This window comes from Azospira sp. I13, assembly GCF_003112695.1.
Classification (GTDB): domain Bacteria; phylum Pseudomonadota; class Gammaproteobacteria; order Burkholderiales; family Rhodocyclaceae; genus Azospira.
The window spans coordinates 170,628-187,310 of the sequence record NZ_BFBP01000002.1; the positions used below are offsets into that span (position 1 = coordinate 170,628).

At 64.4% G+C, this 16,683-nt stretch carries 17 protein-coding genes and 1 pseudogene; 11 read left to right on the forward strand and 7 right to left on the reverse strand.

Annotated features, from left to right (window positions below; translation table 11 throughout):
- Positions 1-205 precede the first annotated feature (205 nt).
- The 6 genes from queA (at position 206) to AZSI13_RS00840 (ending at position 6,673) form a co-directional block, all read left to right on the forward strand.
- A complete protein-coding gene (gene queA / locus AZSI13_RS00815; RefSeq protein WP_109039283.1) occupies positions 206-1,240 on the forward strand; it encodes a tRNA preQ1(34) S-adenosylmethionine ribosyltransferase-isomerase QueA in 1,035 nt (344 codons plus the stop codon).
- A gap of 134 nt (positions 1,241-1,374) precedes the next feature.
- Positions 1,375-2,493, forward strand: coding sequence for a tRNA guanosine(34) transglycosylase Tgt (gene tgt / locus AZSI13_RS00820; RefSeq protein WP_109039284.1), 1,119 nt, complete (start codon positions 1,375-1,377; stop codon positions 2,491-2,493).
- 87 nt (positions 2,494-2,580) lie between these two features.
- The gene (gene yajC / locus AZSI13_RS00825) at positions 2,581-2,913 is read left to right on the forward strand and encodes a preprotein translocase subunit YajC (protein ID WP_109039285.1); all 333 of its coding nucleotides are present in this window, start codon (positions 2,581-2,583) and stop codon (positions 2,911-2,913) included.
- A gap of 62 nt (positions 2,914-2,975) precedes the next feature.
- Positions 2,976-4,844, forward strand: a complete 1,869-nt coding sequence (secD, locus tag AZSI13_RS00830; RefSeq protein WP_109039286.1) for a protein translocase subunit SecD — start codon at positions 2,976-2,978, stop codon at positions 4,842-4,844.
- Positions 4,845-4,862: 18 nt separating this feature from the next.
- Complete coding sequence (gene secF, locus AZSI13_RS00835; protein WP_109039287.1) at positions 4,863-5,810, forward strand: protein translocase subunit SecF; 948 nt, start codon at positions 4,863-4,865, stop codon at positions 5,808-5,810.
- Between the two features lie 113 nt (positions 5,811-5,923).
- The gene (locus tag AZSI13_RS00840) at positions 5,924-6,673 is read left to right on the forward strand and encodes a cytochrome b/b6 domain-containing protein (protein WP_109039288.1); all 750 of its coding nucleotides are present in this window, start codon (positions 5,924-5,926) and stop codon (positions 6,671-6,673) included.
- Between the two features lie 100 nt (positions 6,674-6,773).
- On the opposite strand, the pseudogene AZSI13_RS00845 reads toward AZSI13_RS00840, so the two are convergent.
- The 4 genes and pseudogenes from AZSI13_RS00845 to purB all read right to left on the reverse strand — a co-directional run bounded on the left by AZSI13_RS00845 (position 6,774) and on the right by purB (position 9,508).
- Positions 6,774-7,243 (reverse strand): annotated as a pseudogene (locus AZSI13_RS00845) (cytochrome c).
- A 251-nt stretch (positions 7,244-7,494) separates the two neighbouring features.
- On the reverse strand, positions 7,495-7,812 hold the full coding sequence (locus AZSI13_RS00850; protein WP_109039289.1) for a DUF2322 family protein: 318 nt from the start codon (positions 7,810-7,812) through the stop codon (positions 7,495-7,497).
- A 57-nt stretch (positions 7,813-7,869) separates the two neighbouring features.
- The gene (locus AZSI13_RS17155) at positions 7,870-8,127 is read right to left on the reverse strand and encodes a hypothetical protein (protein WP_133247240.1); all 258 of its coding nucleotides are present in this window, start codon (positions 8,125-8,127) and stop codon (positions 7,870-7,872) included.
- A 13-nt stretch (positions 8,128-8,140) separates the two neighbouring features.
- Positions 8,141-9,508 carry an adenylosuccinate lyase gene (gene purB / locus AZSI13_RS00855; RefSeq protein ID WP_109039290.1) on the reverse strand — a complete coding sequence of 456 codons (1,368 nt, stop codon included), beginning with the start codon at positions 9,506-9,508 and terminating at the stop codon, positions 8,141-8,143.
- Positions 9,509-9,710: 202 nt separating this feature from the next.
- Here purB and AZSI13_RS00860 point away from each other — a divergent pair, with 202 nt between their 5' ends.
- Entirely contained in the window at positions 9,711-10,319 is a 609-nt protein-coding gene (locus AZSI13_RS00860) for a glutathione S-transferase (protein WP_109039291.1), read from the forward strand.
- A 284-nt stretch (positions 10,320-10,603) separates the two neighbouring features.
- Complete coding sequence (locus tag AZSI13_RS00865) at positions 10,604-12,217, forward strand: methyl-accepting chemotaxis protein (RefSeq protein WP_109039292.1); 1,614 nt, start codon at positions 10,604-10,606, stop codon at positions 12,215-12,217.
- A gap of 59 nt (positions 12,218-12,276) precedes the next feature.
- On the opposite strand, the gene mnmA is transcribed toward AZSI13_RS00865, so the two are convergent.
- From mnmA to AZSI13_RS00880, 3 genes are read right to left on the reverse strand one after another with little or no spacing between them, the layout of a single operon-like run.
- Positions 12,277-13,401 carry a tRNA 2-thiouridine(34) synthase MnmA gene (gene mnmA, locus AZSI13_RS00870; protein WP_109039293.1) on the reverse strand — a complete coding sequence of 375 codons (1,125 nt, stop codon included), beginning with the start codon at positions 13,399-13,401 and terminating at the stop codon, positions 12,277-12,279.
- Positions 13,398-13,994, reverse strand: coding sequence for a hypothetical protein (locus AZSI13_RS00875; RefSeq protein WP_109039294.1), 597 nt, complete (start codon positions 13,992-13,994; stop codon positions 13,398-13,400). The genes mnmA and AZSI13_RS00875 overlap by 4 nt, the downstream gene beginning before the upstream one ends.
- Positions 13,991-14,443, reverse strand: a complete 453-nt coding sequence (locus tag AZSI13_RS00880) for an NUDIX hydrolase (RefSeq protein ID WP_109039295.1) — start codon at positions 14,441-14,443, stop codon at positions 13,991-13,993. Before AZSI13_RS00880 ends, AZSI13_RS00875 begins: the two co-directional genes overlap by 4 nt.
- Positions 14,444-14,509: 66 nt before the next feature.
- Between AZSI13_RS00880 and AZSI13_RS00885 the strand changes: the two genes are divergently transcribed.
- The 3 genes from AZSI13_RS00885 to waaF are packed head-to-tail and all read left to right on the forward strand — an operon-like array spanning position 14,510 to position 16,680.
- Positions 14,510-15,430 (forward strand): branched-chain amino acid transaminase, encoded by a 921-nt coding sequence (locus AZSI13_RS00885; protein WP_109039296.1) that lies wholly within the window; start codon positions 14,510-14,512, stop codon positions 15,428-15,430.
- Between the two features lie 27 nt (positions 15,431-15,457).
- Positions 15,458-15,646, forward strand: a complete 189-nt coding sequence (locus AZSI13_RS00890; RefSeq protein ID WP_109039297.1) for a zinc-finger domain-containing protein — start codon at positions 15,458-15,460, stop codon at positions 15,644-15,646.
- A gap of 26 nt (positions 15,647-15,672) precedes the next feature.
- The gene (waaF, locus tag AZSI13_RS00895) at positions 15,673-16,680 is read left to right on the forward strand and encodes a lipopolysaccharide heptosyltransferase II (protein WP_109039298.1); all 1,008 of its coding nucleotides are present in this window, start codon (positions 15,673-15,675) and stop codon (positions 16,678-16,680) included.
- Positions 16,681-16,683 lie beyond the last annotated feature (3 nt).

Consider the following 16,683-nt stretch of genomic DNA (forward strand, 5'->3'; position numbering starts at 1 on the left):
GGTGTCCGGCCAGAACAGGCGGACGGGCGCTACAAATCGAGGGGCGCATTATCACCGATTCATTCCGCCCCCACAAGCGCCGCACCGGCCTTTGTCACCGGCCTTTGTTTTTGCCTGACCGTCCGCCACCGACGTTACCCGCACCATTGCCGCCGCAACCAACACACTGGCCCTACCGCCAGCCCGATTGAGATTACGCAAGACCATGAGCCTCACCGTCGACCAATTCGACTTCCTCCTGCCGCCGGAGCTGATCGCCCAGCACCCGGCATCCGAACGCACCGCCAGCCGCCTGCTGCACGTGGACGGCCCCCGGCTGACGGATCGGCGCTTCACCGACCTGCCCGGCCTGCTACAGCCCGGCGACCTGCTGGTGTTCAACGACACCCGGGTGATCAAGGCCCGTTTCTTCGGCCAGAAGGAATCCGGCGGCCAGATCGAGGTGCTGCTGGAACGCATCGTGGACGAGCGCCACGCTCTGGCCCAGGTACGTGCCAGCAAGTCGCCCAAGCCGGGCACCCGCCTCATCCTGGAAGAGGCCTTTACCCTGGTATGCACCGGCCGCCACAACGAGTTCTTCGCCCTGGAAGTGGAAGGTGACGGCAATCTGTGGGACCTGGCCGAGCGCCACGGCCGCCTGCCCCTGCCGCCCTACATTGAACACGGCGCCGAGGCCGAGGACGAATCCCGCTACCAGACCGTCTATGCCAAGAACCCGGGGGCGGTGGCCGCCCCCACCGCAGGCCTGCATTTCGACGAAACACTGCTGGCCACCCTGGCGGCCCAGGAGGTACGTCAGGCGGCGGTGACCCTGCACGTGGGCGCCGGCACCTACCAGCCGGTGCGGGTGGATTTGGTGGCCGACCACAAGATGCACAGCGAACGCTACGAAGTGCCCCAGGCCACGGCAGACGCCATCCGCGAGACCCGGGAACGGGGCGGCAAGGTGGTGGCGGTGGGCACCACCTCCCTGCGCACGCTGGAATCGGCGGCCTGCGGCGATGGCCTGGTGCGAGTTGGGGCCGGCGAGACCGACATTTTCATCACCCCCGGCTACCGCTTCCAGGTGGTGGATCGGCTCGTCACCAATTTCCACCTGCCCCGCTCCACCCTGCTGATGCTGGTTTCCGCCTTCGCCGGCATGGACGCCATCCGCGCAGCCTACGCCCACGCAGTGGCAGAAAAATACCGCTTCTTCAGCTACGGCGACGCCATGCTGCTGGAGCGGGAAGAACATTGATTCAATAAGCCACAGAGGACACAGAGAGCACAGAGAGAAGGACCAGACCCATCCCCTGCCGCAAATGGCGGCAGCCGGTTTTACTCTGTGATCTCTGTGTCCTCTGTGGCAAAAACGCTTTTAGGAATACGTCCATGCAGTTCGAACTTCTCAAGACCGACGGCCAGGCCCGTCGCGGCACCCTGACCCTGGCCCACGGCGTGGTGCAGACCCCGGTGTTCATGCCGGTGGGCACGTACGGCACGGTCAAGGCCATGACGCCCCAGTCCCTGCACGACATCGGCGCCCAGATCTGCCTCGGCAACACCTTCCACCTGTGGCTGCGCCCGGGTCTGGAAGTCGTCAAGGCCCACGGCGGCCTGCACGACTTCATGGGCTGGGACAAGCCCATCCTCACCGATTCCGGTGGCTTCCAGGTCTTCTCCCTGGGCGCCCTGCGCAAGATCACCGAAGAGGGGGTGAAGTTCTCCTCCCCCATCGACGGCGCCAAGCTGTTCCTGACGCCGGAAGAGTCCATGCGCATTCAGCACACGCTGAACTCGGACATCGTCATGATCTTCGATGAATGCACACCCTACCCGGCCACTTTGGACGAGGCGGCCAAGTCCATGCGCCTCTCCCTGCGCTGGGCCCAGCGCTCCATCGACGAGCACCGCCGCCTGGGCAACGGCAACGCCCTCTTCGGCATCGTCCAGGGCGGCATGTACGAAGAATTACGCAACGAATCCCTGGCCGGCCTCGACGCCATGGGCTTCGACGGCATGGCCATCGGCGGCCTTTCCGTCGGCGAACCCAAGGAAGACATGGCCCGCATCCTGGCCCACACCGCCCCCAAGCTGCCCAGCCACAAGCCCCGCTACCTGATGGGCGTGGGCACGCCGGAAGACCTGGTGCATGCGGTGAGCCAGGGCATCGACATGTTCGACTGCGTCATGCCCACCCGCAACGCCCGCAACGGCCACCTGTTCACCCGCTACGGCGACCTCAAGATCAAGAACGCCATCCACCGCCAGGACACCGGCCCCCTGGACCCTTCCTGCGACTGCTACACCTGCCGCAATTTCAGCCGGGCCTACCTGCACCATCTGTTCCGCGCCGGGGAAATCCTCGGCTCCATGCTCAACACCATCCACAACCTGCACTACTACCAGGTATTGATGGCTGAATTGCGCGCCGCTATTGAAGAAGGGCGACTGCAACCCCATATGGAGAGCTTCCATCGGGACCGCGCCCGTGGGGCCTGTGCGGCGTAAACCGTCGGGACCGTGCCGGGCGTCCGCCCCATGGCTCGGTGGTACAATGCCGCGTTCACTTTTGAAGCAATCAAGGAGTAAGAAATCGTGCTGATTAGCGCCGCTCACGCCCAGGCCGCCGCAGGCCAGGCCGCCGACCCCACCGGGGGTCTGATGCAGTTCCTGCCCATCATCCTGATGTTCGTGGTGCTGTGGTTCCTGATGATCCGGCCCCAGATGAAGAAGGCCAAGGAACACAAGGCCATGGTGGATGCCCTGCAGAAGGGCGACGAAGTCATCACCCAGGGCGGCATTGTCGGCCGCGTGGCCAAAGTGGGCGACGCCTACATCCACGTCGAAATCGCGCCCAACACCGAAGTCGTGGTGCAGAAGCCCGCCGTTGGCGTACTGCTGCCCAAGGGAACCCTGAAGTCCCTGTAAGCCCTTCCCCGGGGCCGGATTCGTCCGGCCCTTCGCTTTTTTCGGTCCCCCAGGAACCGCCCATGAACCGCTATCCGCTCTGGAAATACATCACCGTCGTTGTCGCGCTGGTGATCGGTTTCCTCTACACCCTGCCCAATTTCTTCGGTGAAGCCCCGGCCGTACAAGTTTCCCCGGCCCGCGCCACCCTGAAGTCCGACACGCAGTTGCTATCCCGCGTCGAAGCCGCCCTGCAAGGCGCCGGCATCGCCCACGAAGGCGTCTTCCTCGACAGCAACGGCGTCAAGAGCCGCTTCAAGGACACCGACACCCAGCTCAAGGTCAAGGACCTGCTGGAAAAGACCTTCAACCCGGATCCCCAGGACGCCCAGTACGTGGTCGCCCTGAACCTGCTCTCCTCCTCCCCCAAGTGGCTGACCAACCTGGGTGCCCTGCCCATGTACCTGGGTCTGGACCTGCGGGGCGGCGTGCACTTCCTGCTCCAGGTAGACATGGTGGGCGCCATCACCAAGCGCCTCGACTCCCTCTCCGCCGATCTGCGTACCGTGCTGCGGGACAAGAACCTGCGCCATGCCGGCATCAACCGGGATGGCAACGTGGTGTCCATCAAGTTCCGCGATGCCGAGACCCGGGCCAAGGCCCGCCAGGTCCTGGAGGAAAGCCAGCCCGACCTGGCCTTCGCCGAAGCCATGGATGGCGCTGACTTCAAGCTCTCCGGCAGCCTCAAGCCGACGGCCATCAAGCGTATCCAGGATTTCGCCCTGAAGCAGAACATCACCACCCTGCATAACCGTATCAACGAGCTGGGCGTGGCCGAGCCGGTGATCCAGCAGCAGGGCCTGGACCGCATCGTCGTGCAACTGCCCGGCGTGCAGGATACGGCCAAGGCCAAGGACATCCTGGGTCGTACCGCCACCCTGGAAATCCGCATGGTGGACGACACCCCGGGCGCCCTGGAAGCGGCTCTCTCCGGCCAGGTGCCCTTCGGCACCGAGCTTTACAGCGAACGGGGCGGCTCGCCCCTGCTGGTGAAGAAGCAGGTAGTACTGACCGGTGACCGTCTCACTGACGCCCAGCCCGGTTTCGACAGCCAGAACCACGAACCCGCCGTGCACCTCACCCTGGACGCCGCCGGTGCCCGCATCTTCAAGGATGTGACCCGGGAAAGCGTGGGTAAGCGCATGGCCATCCTGCTCATCGAGAAGGGCAAGGGCGAAGTGGTCACCGCTCCGGTGATCCGTAGCGAGATCGGTGGCGGCCGGGTGCAGATCAGCGGCAAGATGAGCACCGTGGAAGCCAATGACACCGCCCTGCTGCTGCGGGCCGGCTCCCTGGCGGCCCCCATGGACATCGTCGAAGAGCGGACCATCGGCCCCTCCCTGGGCGCCGAGAACATCAACAAGGGCTTCCACTCCACCCTGTGGGGCTTCATCGCCATTGCCGTGTTCATGATGGCCTACTACCTGATGTTCGGCTTCATCTCCACCCTGGCCCTGGCAGCCAACCTGCTCTTCCTGGTGGCCCTGCTCTCCCTGATGCAGGCCACCCTGACCCTGCCGGGTATCGCCGCCATCGCCCTGACCCTGGGTATGGCCATTGACGCCAACGTGCTGATCAATGAGCGGGTACGGGAAGAGCTGCGCAACGGCGCCAGCCCCCACGCGGCCATTGCGGCCGGCTACGAGCGGGCCTTCGGCACCATCCTGGACTCCAACGTCACCACCCTGATCGCCGGTGTGGCCCTGCTGGCCTTCGGCTCCGGCCCCATCCGGGGCTTCGCCGTGGTGCACTGCCTGGGCATCCTGACCTCCATGTTCAGTTCCGTGGTGGTTTCCCGGGCCCTGGTCAATCTCATCTACGGCCGCCACAAGAAGCTGGAAAAGGTGGCTATCGGCCAGGTCTGGAAGCCTGAGCTGGACGCCGGCAAGTAAGCCGAAGGGAAGATAAAAATGGAATTTTTCAAGATCCGCAAAGACATCCCCTTCATGCGCCATGCGCTGGTGTTCAACGTCATTTCGTTGCTCACCTTCCTGCTGGCCGTGTTCTTCCTCGCCACCCGGGGCCTGCACCTGTCGGTGGAATTCACCGGCGGCACCCTGATCGAGGTGAATTACCAGCAGGCCGCCGACCTGGAGAAGATTCGTGGCGCCCTGGGCAAGTCGGGCTTTTCCGACTACTCGGTGCAGAACTTCGGCTCCTCCCAGGACGTGCTGATCCGACTGCCCCTGAAGTCCGACCAGAACACCGCCAAGCTGGGTGAAAGCGTCATGGCCGCCCTGACCGCCGAAGACGGCTCCGCGTCCCTGCGCCGGGTCGAATTCGTCGGCCCCCAGGTAGGCAAGGAACTGGCCGAGAACGGCGCCATGGCGCTGCTGGTGGTGATCATTGGCATCGTCATCTACCTAGCGTTCCGCTTCGAGTGGCGCTTCTCGGTCTCGGCCATCATCGCCAACCTGCACGACGTCATCATCATCCTGGGCTTCTTCGCCTTCTTCCAGTGGGAGTTTTCCCTCTCGGTGCTGGCGGCGGTACTGGCCGTGCTGGGCTACTCGGTAAACGAATCCGTGGTGGTCTTCGACCGGGTGCGGGAAACCTTCCGCAAGGTGCGCGGCATGAGCACCCCGGAAGTGCTGGACCACGCCATCACCAGCACCATCTCCCGCACCATCATCACCCACGGCTCCACCCAGATGATGGTGCTGTCGATGCTGGTGTTCGGGGGCGAGACCCTGCATTACTTCGCCATGGCCCTGACCATTGGCATCTGCTTCGGCATCTACTCTTCAGTGCTGGTGGCTTCCCCCCTGGTGATGTGGCTGGGCGTCTCCCGGGAGCAGTTCATCAAGGTGCCCAAGGCCAAGGACCCCAACGTCAGCGACGACGGCGCCTGCGTCTAAGGGCAGCCAGACCGTTACACTTGGCAACAGCCCCAGCACCCCCGGGGCGCTACAATCCAGCGGGTCGCCCGGCAACGGGCGGCCCGTTTTCTTATTCGCGGAGAGACAACTCCATGACGACTCCCCAACGCATCAAGGTGTGGGACCTGCCCACCCGTCTCTTCCATTGGTCCCTGGCCGGCCTGGTGGCTGCCGCGGTGATCACCGGGCAGCTTGGTGGCAACGCCATCTTCGTCCACGGCAAGCTGGGCCTGGCCATCGTCGGCCTGCTGGCCTTCCGCCTGGTGTGGGGCGTGGCCGGCTCCACCTACGCCCGCTTCAGCCAGTTTCTGCCGACCCCCGGCGCCATCAAGGCCTATCTGCAAGGACGCTGGCAGGGCCTGGGCCATAACCCCCTGGGCGCCCTTTCGGTGCTAGGCCTGCTGGGGCTGTTGCTGCTGCAAGTGGGCAGCGGCCTCTTTGCCAACGACGACATTGCCTTCCGCGGCCCCCTGATGGACCTCATCAGCCGGGATCTCTCCGACAGCCTGACCGAGCTGCACGAAGGCATCGGCAGCCTGATCATCCTGCTGGCGGGGGTGCATGTGGCAGCCATCGTCTTCTACGTGCGCATCAAGAAGGACAATCTGGTGAAACCCATGCTCACCGGCTGGAAGGAAATTCCGCCCGGGCATTCGGCCGCATCCGCCATCACCACGCCTTCCGGCACACCCACCGCCCCCTCCCCTGCCCGGGGGGGCGGCCTGGTGGCCCTCATCGCCGCCCTGGCCCTGGCCGCCCTGGCGGTGTGGGGCGCTTCCGGCAGCTGGATCGCACCGCCTCCACCGCCGCCCGCCAGCGCACCGGCCACGCCGAGCTGGTAAAGCAAGCCGCCTCATCCCCATGAAAAAGGCCGCCCGAAGGCGGCCTTTTTCTTTGCCCTGCCCGCCGCCTTTGGCAACGTCGACAGTGCGGCAGTAACGGTCAGTCCTTGACGCGATACTTGTCGTGGCAGGACTTGCAGGTCTCACCGGTCTTGCCGAACTGGACCTTGATGGCGTTGATATCGCCGCCAGCGGCCACTTCGGCCAGCTTGTTGGCTTCGGCGTTGAAGGCCCGGGCAATCTTGCCCACTTCTTCGCCTTCCTTGAAGAACTCGGGCTTGACCCGGGTCTTTGGCTGCCCACATCCTTGTCGGAGCCGGGCACGTAAAGGGCGCCCATGCCAGAGTTGGCAATGGCGGCAATGGTACGGGCAGCCGCCAGGACCTGATCCTTGTTGAAGGCCGCCGGATTGTCGATGGTGCTCTCCTTGATCTTGCCCATGTTCCAGGACATATAGGCGTAGCCGGCCTTGCGGTACTTGATGGCGTCCTCGGGCTTGACCTGGGCGGAGGCACTGGCAGCCAGGGCCAGGGCGGAAAGGGCGAGCAGCAGCTTGGGCAGTTTCTTCATGTCATCTCTCTCGTGTTGTGGTTGGAATGCCGGCGGCAGCGTCGCCACCGACGGTACGACGAACCCCGGAATTATACGACCATAAGGCAATGGCATAGGGCCAGGAAGCCCGGTACGGCCATTCCCCGACACAGTCCCCGGCAAGATGGGAAAGCCTCCCGCAAACAACGCCAATACCGGGCAAGCACGCCGTTCCCCCCAAAGCAGAACGGCCCCGCAGGGCCGTTCCGAAAAGCTGATTTTTACAACAGTTACACCGCGAAGACGTGCTTGGCCCGCAGGGTCTTGCCCTCGGCCGCCAGCTGGATCAGGCGGTCGATATTGGGGTGCTTGCCCGGGTGCAGCTTGGCATCCTCGCTGTGCTCGGCGTAAATCTCGATGCCCTTCTGGGCAGCCTGGGGCGTGATGGCGCCAAAGGTCTGGGCCAGATGGTTGTACACCGCCACGGAACCGGCGCTGCCGGGCTTGTTCTCGATGGTGGCCACGGTATTGCCCTCGGCATCCAGCAGATTGATGGCGGCGAGATGGGAAATGCCGGGCAGTTTCTTCAGGTTTTCAGCAAAGCTCATGACAGGTCTCTTGCAATAAGGGGTTGCGTGGCGCCGGAGGCATTGGCAGGCACCGCCTCAGCGGTTGCGCACCATGCCCAGCAGCAGGCCGGTGGTGGCCAGAGCAGACACCAGGCCGAAGGCGATGGCCTTGATGCCCCGCTCCGGTCCGTAGTAGCCGAGCATGATTCCGGCCAGCACCAGGCCAACCGTCAGGCCCACCAGGACGCCCTGACGGGCGCCCCGCAGCATGGATTTCTGCCGCGCCTCCAGGCAATCGGGGCAAAGGTCGCTCCGACGGTCGGCCAGGGGCTGGTCGCAACGGGGGCAGCGCATGGGCCTGGATACCTTAGATACGCTTGGCCAGTTCGGCGGCCTTGCCGGTGTAGTCCCAGGGTGTCAGCTTGAGCAGCTCGGCCTTGGCGGCTTCCGGGATTTCCAGGGACTGCACGAAGGTCTGCATGCCTTCGCGGGTGACGCGGGTGCCCCGGGTCAGTTCCTTGAGCTTCTCGTAGGCCTGGGGCACGGCGTAGCGGCGCATGACGGTCTGGATCGGCTCGGCCAGCAGTTCCCAGTTGGCATTGAGGTCGTCGTGCATGGCCTGGGCATTCACTTCCAGCTTGTTCAGGCCGCGCAGCAGGGAATCGTAGCCAAGCAGGGCGTAGCCGAGGCCGACACCCATGTTGCGCAGCACGGTGGAGTCGGTCAGGTCGCGCTGCCAGCGGGAGATGGGCAGCTTCTCGGAGAGGTGCTTGAGCACGGCGTTGGCCAAACCCAGGTTGCCTTCGGAGTTCTCGAAGTCAATGGGATTGACCTTGTGCGGCATGGTGGAGGAACCCACTTCGCCGGCCTTCACCTTCTGCTTGAAGAAGCCCAGGGAGATGTAGCCCCAGACGTCCCGGTCCAGGTCAATGAGGATGGTGTTGGTGCGGGCGAAGGCGTCATACAGCTCGGCCATGGCGTCATGGGGCTCGATCTGGATGGTGTAGGGATTGAATTCCAGGCCCAGGCTCTCGACGAAGCGCTTGGCGAAGCCTTCCCAGTCGAAGCCGGGGTAGGCGGCCAGGTGGGCGTTGTAGTTGCCGACGGCACCGTTGATCTTGCCCAGCAGGCCGACATCGGCGATGCGAACGCGGGCCCGGTTGAGGCGATAGACGGCGTTGGCCAGTTCCTTGCCCATGGTGGAGGGCGTCGCCGGCTGGCCGTGGGTGCGGCTCATCATGGGCACGTCGGCCAGTTCATGGGCCAGGTCGCGCAGGCGGCCGATGACCTTGTCCAGGGAGGGCAGCATCACCTCATCCCGGGCGGCCTTCAGCATGAGGGCATGGGAGAGGTTGTTGATGTCTTCGGAGGTACAGGCGAAGTGGATGAATTCGGTGACCTTGGTGACTTCGGCATTGGCCTTGGTCTTGTCCTTGATCCAGTACTCCAGGGCCTTCACGTCGTGGTTGGTGGTGGCCTCGATGGCCTTCACCTCGGCGGCCTGCTCGGGGCCAAAGCCGGCCACCAGGGCATCCAGCTCGGCGATGGTGGCAGCGGAGAAGGCCGGAATTTCGGCGAAATGGGGTTCGGCCGCCAGGGCCTTGAGCCATTCGATTTCCACCTGGAGGCGGCGGCGGATCAGGCCGTATTCGGAGAACTGGGGACGCAGGGCGTCCACCTTGCCGGCGTAGCGGCCATCCAGGGGAGAAAGGGCGGTGAGAGCGTGAAGAGACATGGAAAGGTTTCCGGTTGAGCCAAGAGCGGAATTTTACCTGCCGGGCCAAGGTATGGGCAAACACACTCCCAGGTGAGCATGGCAATGTGACCTGCTTGGCAAAGGCCGCAAGGCGGCGGTGTTATACTGGCAACCCCCAAGCGAATGGCGCCCGGCGCCGCTCGGCAACACCCAGCAGCACAGAACAGAAAACGAGAAACCCATGAAACTGATCGGCTCCTACACCAGCCCCTTCGTCCGCAAGGTGCGGGTCGTGCTGGCGGAAAAGAAGATCGAGGCCGAATTTGCCATCGAATCGCCCTGGACCCCGGACAGTCACGTACCCGACCACAATCCCCTGGGCAAGATTCCCGTCCTCATCCTGGACGACGGCACGCCCCTCTTCGATTCCCGCGTCATCGTCGAGTATCTGGACAACGTCACCCCCAACAACAAGCTGATGCCTGCCCCCAACCGGGAGCGCATGGAGGTCAAACGCTGGGAAGCCCTGGCCGACGGCTTGGTCGAAGCCGGCGTCACCGCGGTGCTGGAAGCCAAGCGCCCGGCAGGGGAAAAGAGCTCCGCCTGGATCGAGCGCCAGCAGGAAAAGGTTCGCCGTGCCCTGGACTACATGGCCAGTGAGTTGGGTGAAAATCCCTGGTGTATGGGCACCCACTTCTCCCTCGCCGACATCACCGTCGGCGTCGCCCTCGGCTACCTGGACTTCCGCTTCCCCGATCTCGACTGGCGCAGCAGCCGGCCGGGACTGGTCCGGGTCTTCGACAAGCTGATGCAGCGTCCTTCCTTCATCGACACCGTACCCCACGATTAAGCGGATATTGCGGCTTACCGCCGCTTCCGCCATCTCCGCAAGGCCGCCTCCGGGCGGCCTTTTGCATTTCCAGGCCGGGTTGGGGTTGAGTCCAGGCTGAGTACTGGAGAATGCCTGGCCTCTTCCGTCTTTCCTGCAGGCTGGTTCGGGCTGCTTAAGGTCATCTCAGGCTATTTCCAGGCATTTCAGGGCCATGGAATTTTCTCCCCAATGTCAGGTCTGAACCGGACAAAAGTGCCGTACCCCCGCTCCTTCCCGGCACCGACGACAACCAGGAGACCACCATGACCATCGCCAAGCGCCTGCTCCTCATCATCGCCACCGCCATCGCCGCCTTGGTCCTGGTCAGCGGCATCGGCATCAGCCGCCTTTTGCAGAGCAATGCCCGGGCCAAAGCCATAGCTACCAACGTGGTGCCCAGCATTGTCGAACTGGACAATGCCTCCATTGCGTACTTGCGCCTGCGCGCCAATACCCTGCAATTCCTTGCTGCCCACGACGCCAAGGCCGCCGCCGAAGAGCAGGGGCGAATGCAAGCCCGGCGGGGCGAACTGGAAAAGGCCATGGTCAATTATGCTGCCCTGCTGGCGGACGACGAAGACCGGCGGCTGTATGCAGCTGACAAGGCTGCCCTGGCGACCTTGTTGAAGGCACTGGATGACACGGCGGCTCGCTTTGCCCAGGGAAAACATGACGAAGCCGGAGAAATGGCCCGTACCACGGTATCGGAGAAGGGACGGGAGCTGCTCTCGGCTCTTGAGGCCCATCGCAAATACAACGACCAGTTGAGCCAGGGCTACATTCGGGACGCCCGAAGCGCCGGCGAGGCAGCGACCTGGCAAATGGTGGCCGCCTCGACCGTAGCCGTGCTGCTTATCGCCATCATGGGGATCACGATTTACCGGGCGGTGATCCACACCCTGACGGAAATGGAGCAGACCGTCACCCGCATCGAGGCGACGCTGGATTTCACCCACCGGGTAAGCATTCGCCGCAATGACGAGGTGGGGCGCACCCTGACTGCCTTCAACCGGCTGCTGGAGCGTCTACAGGACAGTTTTCGCAGCATCATGAGCAGCGCCAGCGGCGTCCGGGAAAGCGCCGGGCAGGTCTCCCTGGCGGCCCAGGAAATATCCCAGGCCGCGGCTTACCAGTCCGAATCCACCTCCGGCATGGCGGCCACGGTGGAGCAGATGACCGTCAGCATCAACCACGTGGCCGACCGGGCACGGGACGCCAACAGCCTTTCCAGCGAGTCAGGCCAGACCGCGGAGGAAGGCGGCGGCGTGATCAGCCAAACCGTCGCCGATATCAATGCCATCGCCGATGCGGTGCGAGAAGCCTCCGGCACCATTGACCAGCTGCGCAGCCAGAGCGAGCAGATTTCCGCCGTGGTGGAGGTCATCCGCGGCATTGCCGACCAGACCAACCTGCTGGCCCTCAACGCCGCCATCGAAGCGGCCCGGGCCGGCGAACAGGGCCGCGGCTTCGCCGTGGTGGCCGACGAAGTGCGCAAGCTGGCAGAACGCACCGCCCTCTCCACCCAGGAAATCGCCACCATGATCGAAACCATGCAGAGCGGTGCAGGGCAGGCGGTGAGCGGCATGCACACGGCGGTGGCCAAGGTGGAAAACGGTGTTGCCGGCGCCAGCCAGGCCAGCCATACCATCCAGCGCATCCGCGATTCCGCCCGCACCGTAGTGGATACGGTGGGCGATATTTCAGAAGCCCTGACCGAGCAGAGCACCGCCATGTCCAGCATCGCCCAGCAGGTGGAGCGCATCGCCCAGATGACCGACGAAAACTCATCCACCGCCCACTCCACGGCGGATGCGGCCAGGGTGCTGGACCAGCTGGCCGAGCGCATGCACCAGGAGCTGGCCTGCTATCGGGTCTGAGTACAGCCGAAAAAAAGGCCGCTCCGGGAAGCGGCCTTTTTTGTCGATGCCAGGGCTGATCAGCGGATGACACCACCACCGAGGCAGACCCGGGATTCGTAGAGCACCACCGACTGGCCGGGGGTCACCGCCCACTGGGGTTCGGCGAAGTCGATCAGGCAGGACTCCCCATCCACCCGCTCCACTTCACAGGGAGCGTCTTCCTGGCGGTAACGGGTCTTGGCGCAATAGACCCAGTGGGGCCGCGGCGCCCGGCCAGCGACCCAGGAGAGGTCCTGGGCTTCCAGCTGACCGGAAAGCAGGGCCGGATGATCGTGGCCCTGGACCACGTAGAGGATGTTGCTGGCCACGTCCTTCTTCGCCACGAACCAGGCATCGTGCTCGCCGTTGGCCTTCTGGCCGCCAGCCAGGCCGCCGATATGCAGACCCTTGCGCTGGCCGATGGTGTGGTAGGTCATGCCATCGTGCTCACCCAGCACCTTGCCACTGTCCAGATCGCGGATTTCGCCCTTCTGGGGCGGCAGGTAGCGCATGAGGAAATCCTTGAAGGGCCGTTCACCGATGAAGCAGATACCGGTGGAGTCCTTCTTCGCCGCCACGTGCAGGCCCGATTCCACCGCCAGCTTGCGCACGTCCCGCTTGTACCAGTCAGCCAGGGGGAAGAGGGTCTTGGAGAGCTGGGCCTGGTTGAGCCGGTGCAGGAAGTAGCTCTGGTCCTTGGTGCCGTCCTCCGCCTTGAGCAGCTGGTACTCGACGCCGACGCCGGCAGGATGGGCCACTTCCCGCACCCCGGCATAGTGGCCGGTGGCGATCTTGTCTGCCCCCAGCTGCATGGCGTGGTCGAGGAAGGCCTTGAACTTGATTTCCGAGTTGCACAGGATGTCCGGATTGGGGGTACGGCCAGCCTGGTATTCCTTGAGGAATTCGGCGAAGACCCGCTCCTTGTATTCCTTGGCGAAGTTCACCACTTCCACGTCGATGCCGATGGTGTCGGCCACGCTCATGACGTCGATGAGGTCCTGGCGGGAGGAGCAGTATTCCTCGTTGTCGTCGTCCTCCCAGTTTTTCATGAAGAGGCCCACCACCTTCCAGCCCTGGCGCTTCAGCAACAGGGCAGCGACGGAGGAATCCACCCCGCCGGAAAGCCCGACCACCACGGTGCCTTTGGGTTCTACTACATTCATTGTGTCACCTGTCTTTCCATCTGTTCCTGGATGGCTTCTGCCACCCGGTGGCGGATATCGGGATCATGACCATCCTGCCAGTCGGCCAGGGGAATGATGGCCGCCGGGTCGCCGTGATCAAAAAACCAGCTATCCACTGCAAATCGCTCGCCATCGTCCCGGGATTCGACGATGGCCGTCCAGTGTTCAAAAATCAGCCCCCGCCGTCGCATCTGCCGTGGCAGCACACGGTGGAAGCGCAGCCAGCCACGGGCCTGGAGCAGCTCCAGGAAGTGGGTGGTGGTGGTGGAATGGTCGATGCAATCCATGCGCCCTTCCACCTCGTCATCTTCCGAATTGCCGCCTTTATCGCGCCAGATGGGGGTCTGGGTGCCGGCCAGGCGGTACAGCCGCCCCAGCACCTCGGCCAGGATCAGGCGTTCCGAACTGGCCTCCCCGGCCCGCCGCAACTGGGCCTCCACGGGAGCCAGCTGGGTGGCGCTGAAAGTCACCTCGGCCGCCACATTGCAGCCGTAGTTGTAGCAGACCTCCACCGTATCGGCGCCGGCCAGAGTGGGCAGCAGCGCCGCCAGGAAGCACAGCAGGCGCTTCATCCGTAATGGGTGATGAGTTCCAGGGGATAACGCTTGCCGGCGGCATAGTCCTCGATGCAACGCAGAATGAGGGGGCTGCGGTGCCGCTCGGCCGTCGCCCGCACCTCTTCCAGAGTCAGCCAGCGGGCGCCGATGATCCCCGTATCCAAGGCCCGGTCTTCCTCGAAACCGGTGATTTCGCCGGCAAAGGCAAAGCGCAGGTAGGTGATATCGCCGGCCGGCCGCGGCCACTGGTAAACCCCCACCAGGGCCGTCGGACGGAAATGGTAGGCGGTTTCTTCCAGGCATTCCCGGACACAAGCGGCGACCAGGGATTCGCCCTCGTCCAGATGGCCGGCGGGCTGGTTGAAACGCAGGCCGTCATCCGTCTCTTCTTCCACCAGGAGAAAACGGCCTTCCCGCTCGACGACGGCGGCCACGGTGACATTGGGTTTCCAGACAGGAGCCATGGGCTTTCCGAATTGCGCAAAGCGAGCATTTTNNNTTACTGAACACGCAGCGAACGGAGATTCAACATGTCTATGTCGGACCGCGACGGTTTCATTTGGCAAGACGGCAAACTGGTGCCCTGGCGCGAAGCCACCACCCATGCCCTCACCCACTCCCTGCACTACGGTATGGCCGTATTCGAGGGCGTCCGGGCCTACCAGACCGACAAGGGCACCGCGATCTTCCGCCTGCAGGAACACACCCAGCGCCTGGCCCGTTCCGCCCATATCTTCCAGATGGCCCTGCCTTACAGCCAGGAAGAGTTGAACGAAGCCCAGAAGGAAGTGATCCGCGCCAACAAGCTTGAATCCGGCTACATCCGCCCCCTGGCCTTCTACGGCTCCGAGAAGATGGGCGTTTCCCCTCGTGGCGCCAAGGTGCACGTCATCATTGCCGCCTGGCCCTGGGGCGCCTACCTGGGCGAGGAAGGCATGCAGCGCGGCATCCGCATCAAGACCTCCTCCTTCACCCGCCACCACGTGAACATCACCATGGTGCGGGCCAAGGCCTCCGGCAACTACATGAACTCCATCCTGGCCAACAACGAAGCCCTCACCGACGGCTACGACGAAGCCATGCTGCTGGACCCGGAAGGCTACGTCTGTGAAGGCGCTGGCGAGAACATCTTCATCGTCAAGAACGGCAAGCTGTACACCCCGGACCTGACCTCCTGCCTGGAAGGCATCACCCGCGCCACCGTGATCCAGCTGGCCGGTGAGATGGGTATCGAAGTGGTGGAAAAGCGCATTACCCGCGACGAAGTCTATTGCGCCGACGAAGCCTTCTTCACCGGCACCGCCGCTGAAGTGACCCCCATCCGCGAACTGGACAACCGCCAGATCGGCGCCGGCCATCGCGGCCCCGTCACCAAGGCCCTGCAGGAAAAGTACTTCGACGTGGTGAATGGCCGTTCCGCCGCCCACGCCGACTGGCTGGCCTTCGTTTAATCCTTGCGCAACCGTTAGAGACCGACCATGGCCGACAACCTGACCGTCGAAGTCACCGCCGACGACCTGCCCCTGCACTGCCCGACCCCCAACGCGCCCCTGTGGAGCCAGCACCCCCGGGTGTTTCTGGACGTACTGAAGACCGGCGAAGTAACCTGCCCCTATTGCAGCACCCACTACGTCTTCAAGGGCGAAGCCCCCAAGGGTCACCACTGACCCGGCCGTTCCAAGGAGGAGAGGCGATGACCTTGCGTCGCGGGCTCATCGTCGCCCCTTCCTGGATCGGCGACGCCGTCATGGCCCAGCCCCTGTTCCGGCGCCTGCTGGAACGCCACCCGGGGCTGGAACTGGATGCCCTGGCTCCCCGCTGGGTCGCCCCCGTGCTCACCCGCATGGGGGAAATCCGGGAAGTCCTGGATAACCCCTTCGCCCACGGTGAACTCAATCTCAAGGCCCGCTGGGCCCTCGGTCGCCAACTGGCTGCCCGGGGCTATGACGCCGCCTGGGTCCTGCCCAATTCCCTGAAGTCCTCTCTGGTCACCGCCTTTGCCGGCGTGCCCCTGCGCGTGGGCTTCACTGGTGAGGCCCGTTACGGCCTGCTCAACTGCCGCCATACCCTGGACAAGGCCGCCACTCCCCTGATGGTGGAGCGCTTCGCCCAACTGGCGGAAGCCCCCGGCGAGCAGCCCCCCCGGCCGATTGAGGAACCGCGCCTGCAATCCTCCCCCGAGGCCCAGGACACCACCCTCGCTGCCCTGGGGCTGGCACGCCCAGCCCGCCTGCTGGCCTGCTGCCCCGGCGCCGAATACGGCCCGGCAAAGCGCTGGCCCGAGGCCCATTACGCCGCCCTGGCCCGGCAAGCCGCCGCACGGGGCTGGACCATCTGGCTGCTCGGCTCCGGCAAGGATGCGCCGGTCGGCGACGCCATTGCCGCCGCCAGTGCCGGCACGGCCCGCAACCTCTGCGGCGCCACCAGCCTGGACCAGGCGGTGGACCTGCTCTCCCTGGCGGACCATGTGGTCTGCAACGATTCCGGCCTGATGCACGTGGCCGCCGCCCTGGGCCGCCCCCTGACGGCCCTCTACGGGTCCTCTTCCCCCGGCTTCACGCCTCCCTTGAGCCAACAGGCGACGATCCTCAGCCTGCAGCTCGACTGCAGCCCCTGCTTCAAGCGGGAATGCCCCCTGGGCCATCTGCGCTGCCTGCAGGATCTCTCCCCCGAACAAGTGCTGGCCACCCTGCCCGCCTGACGC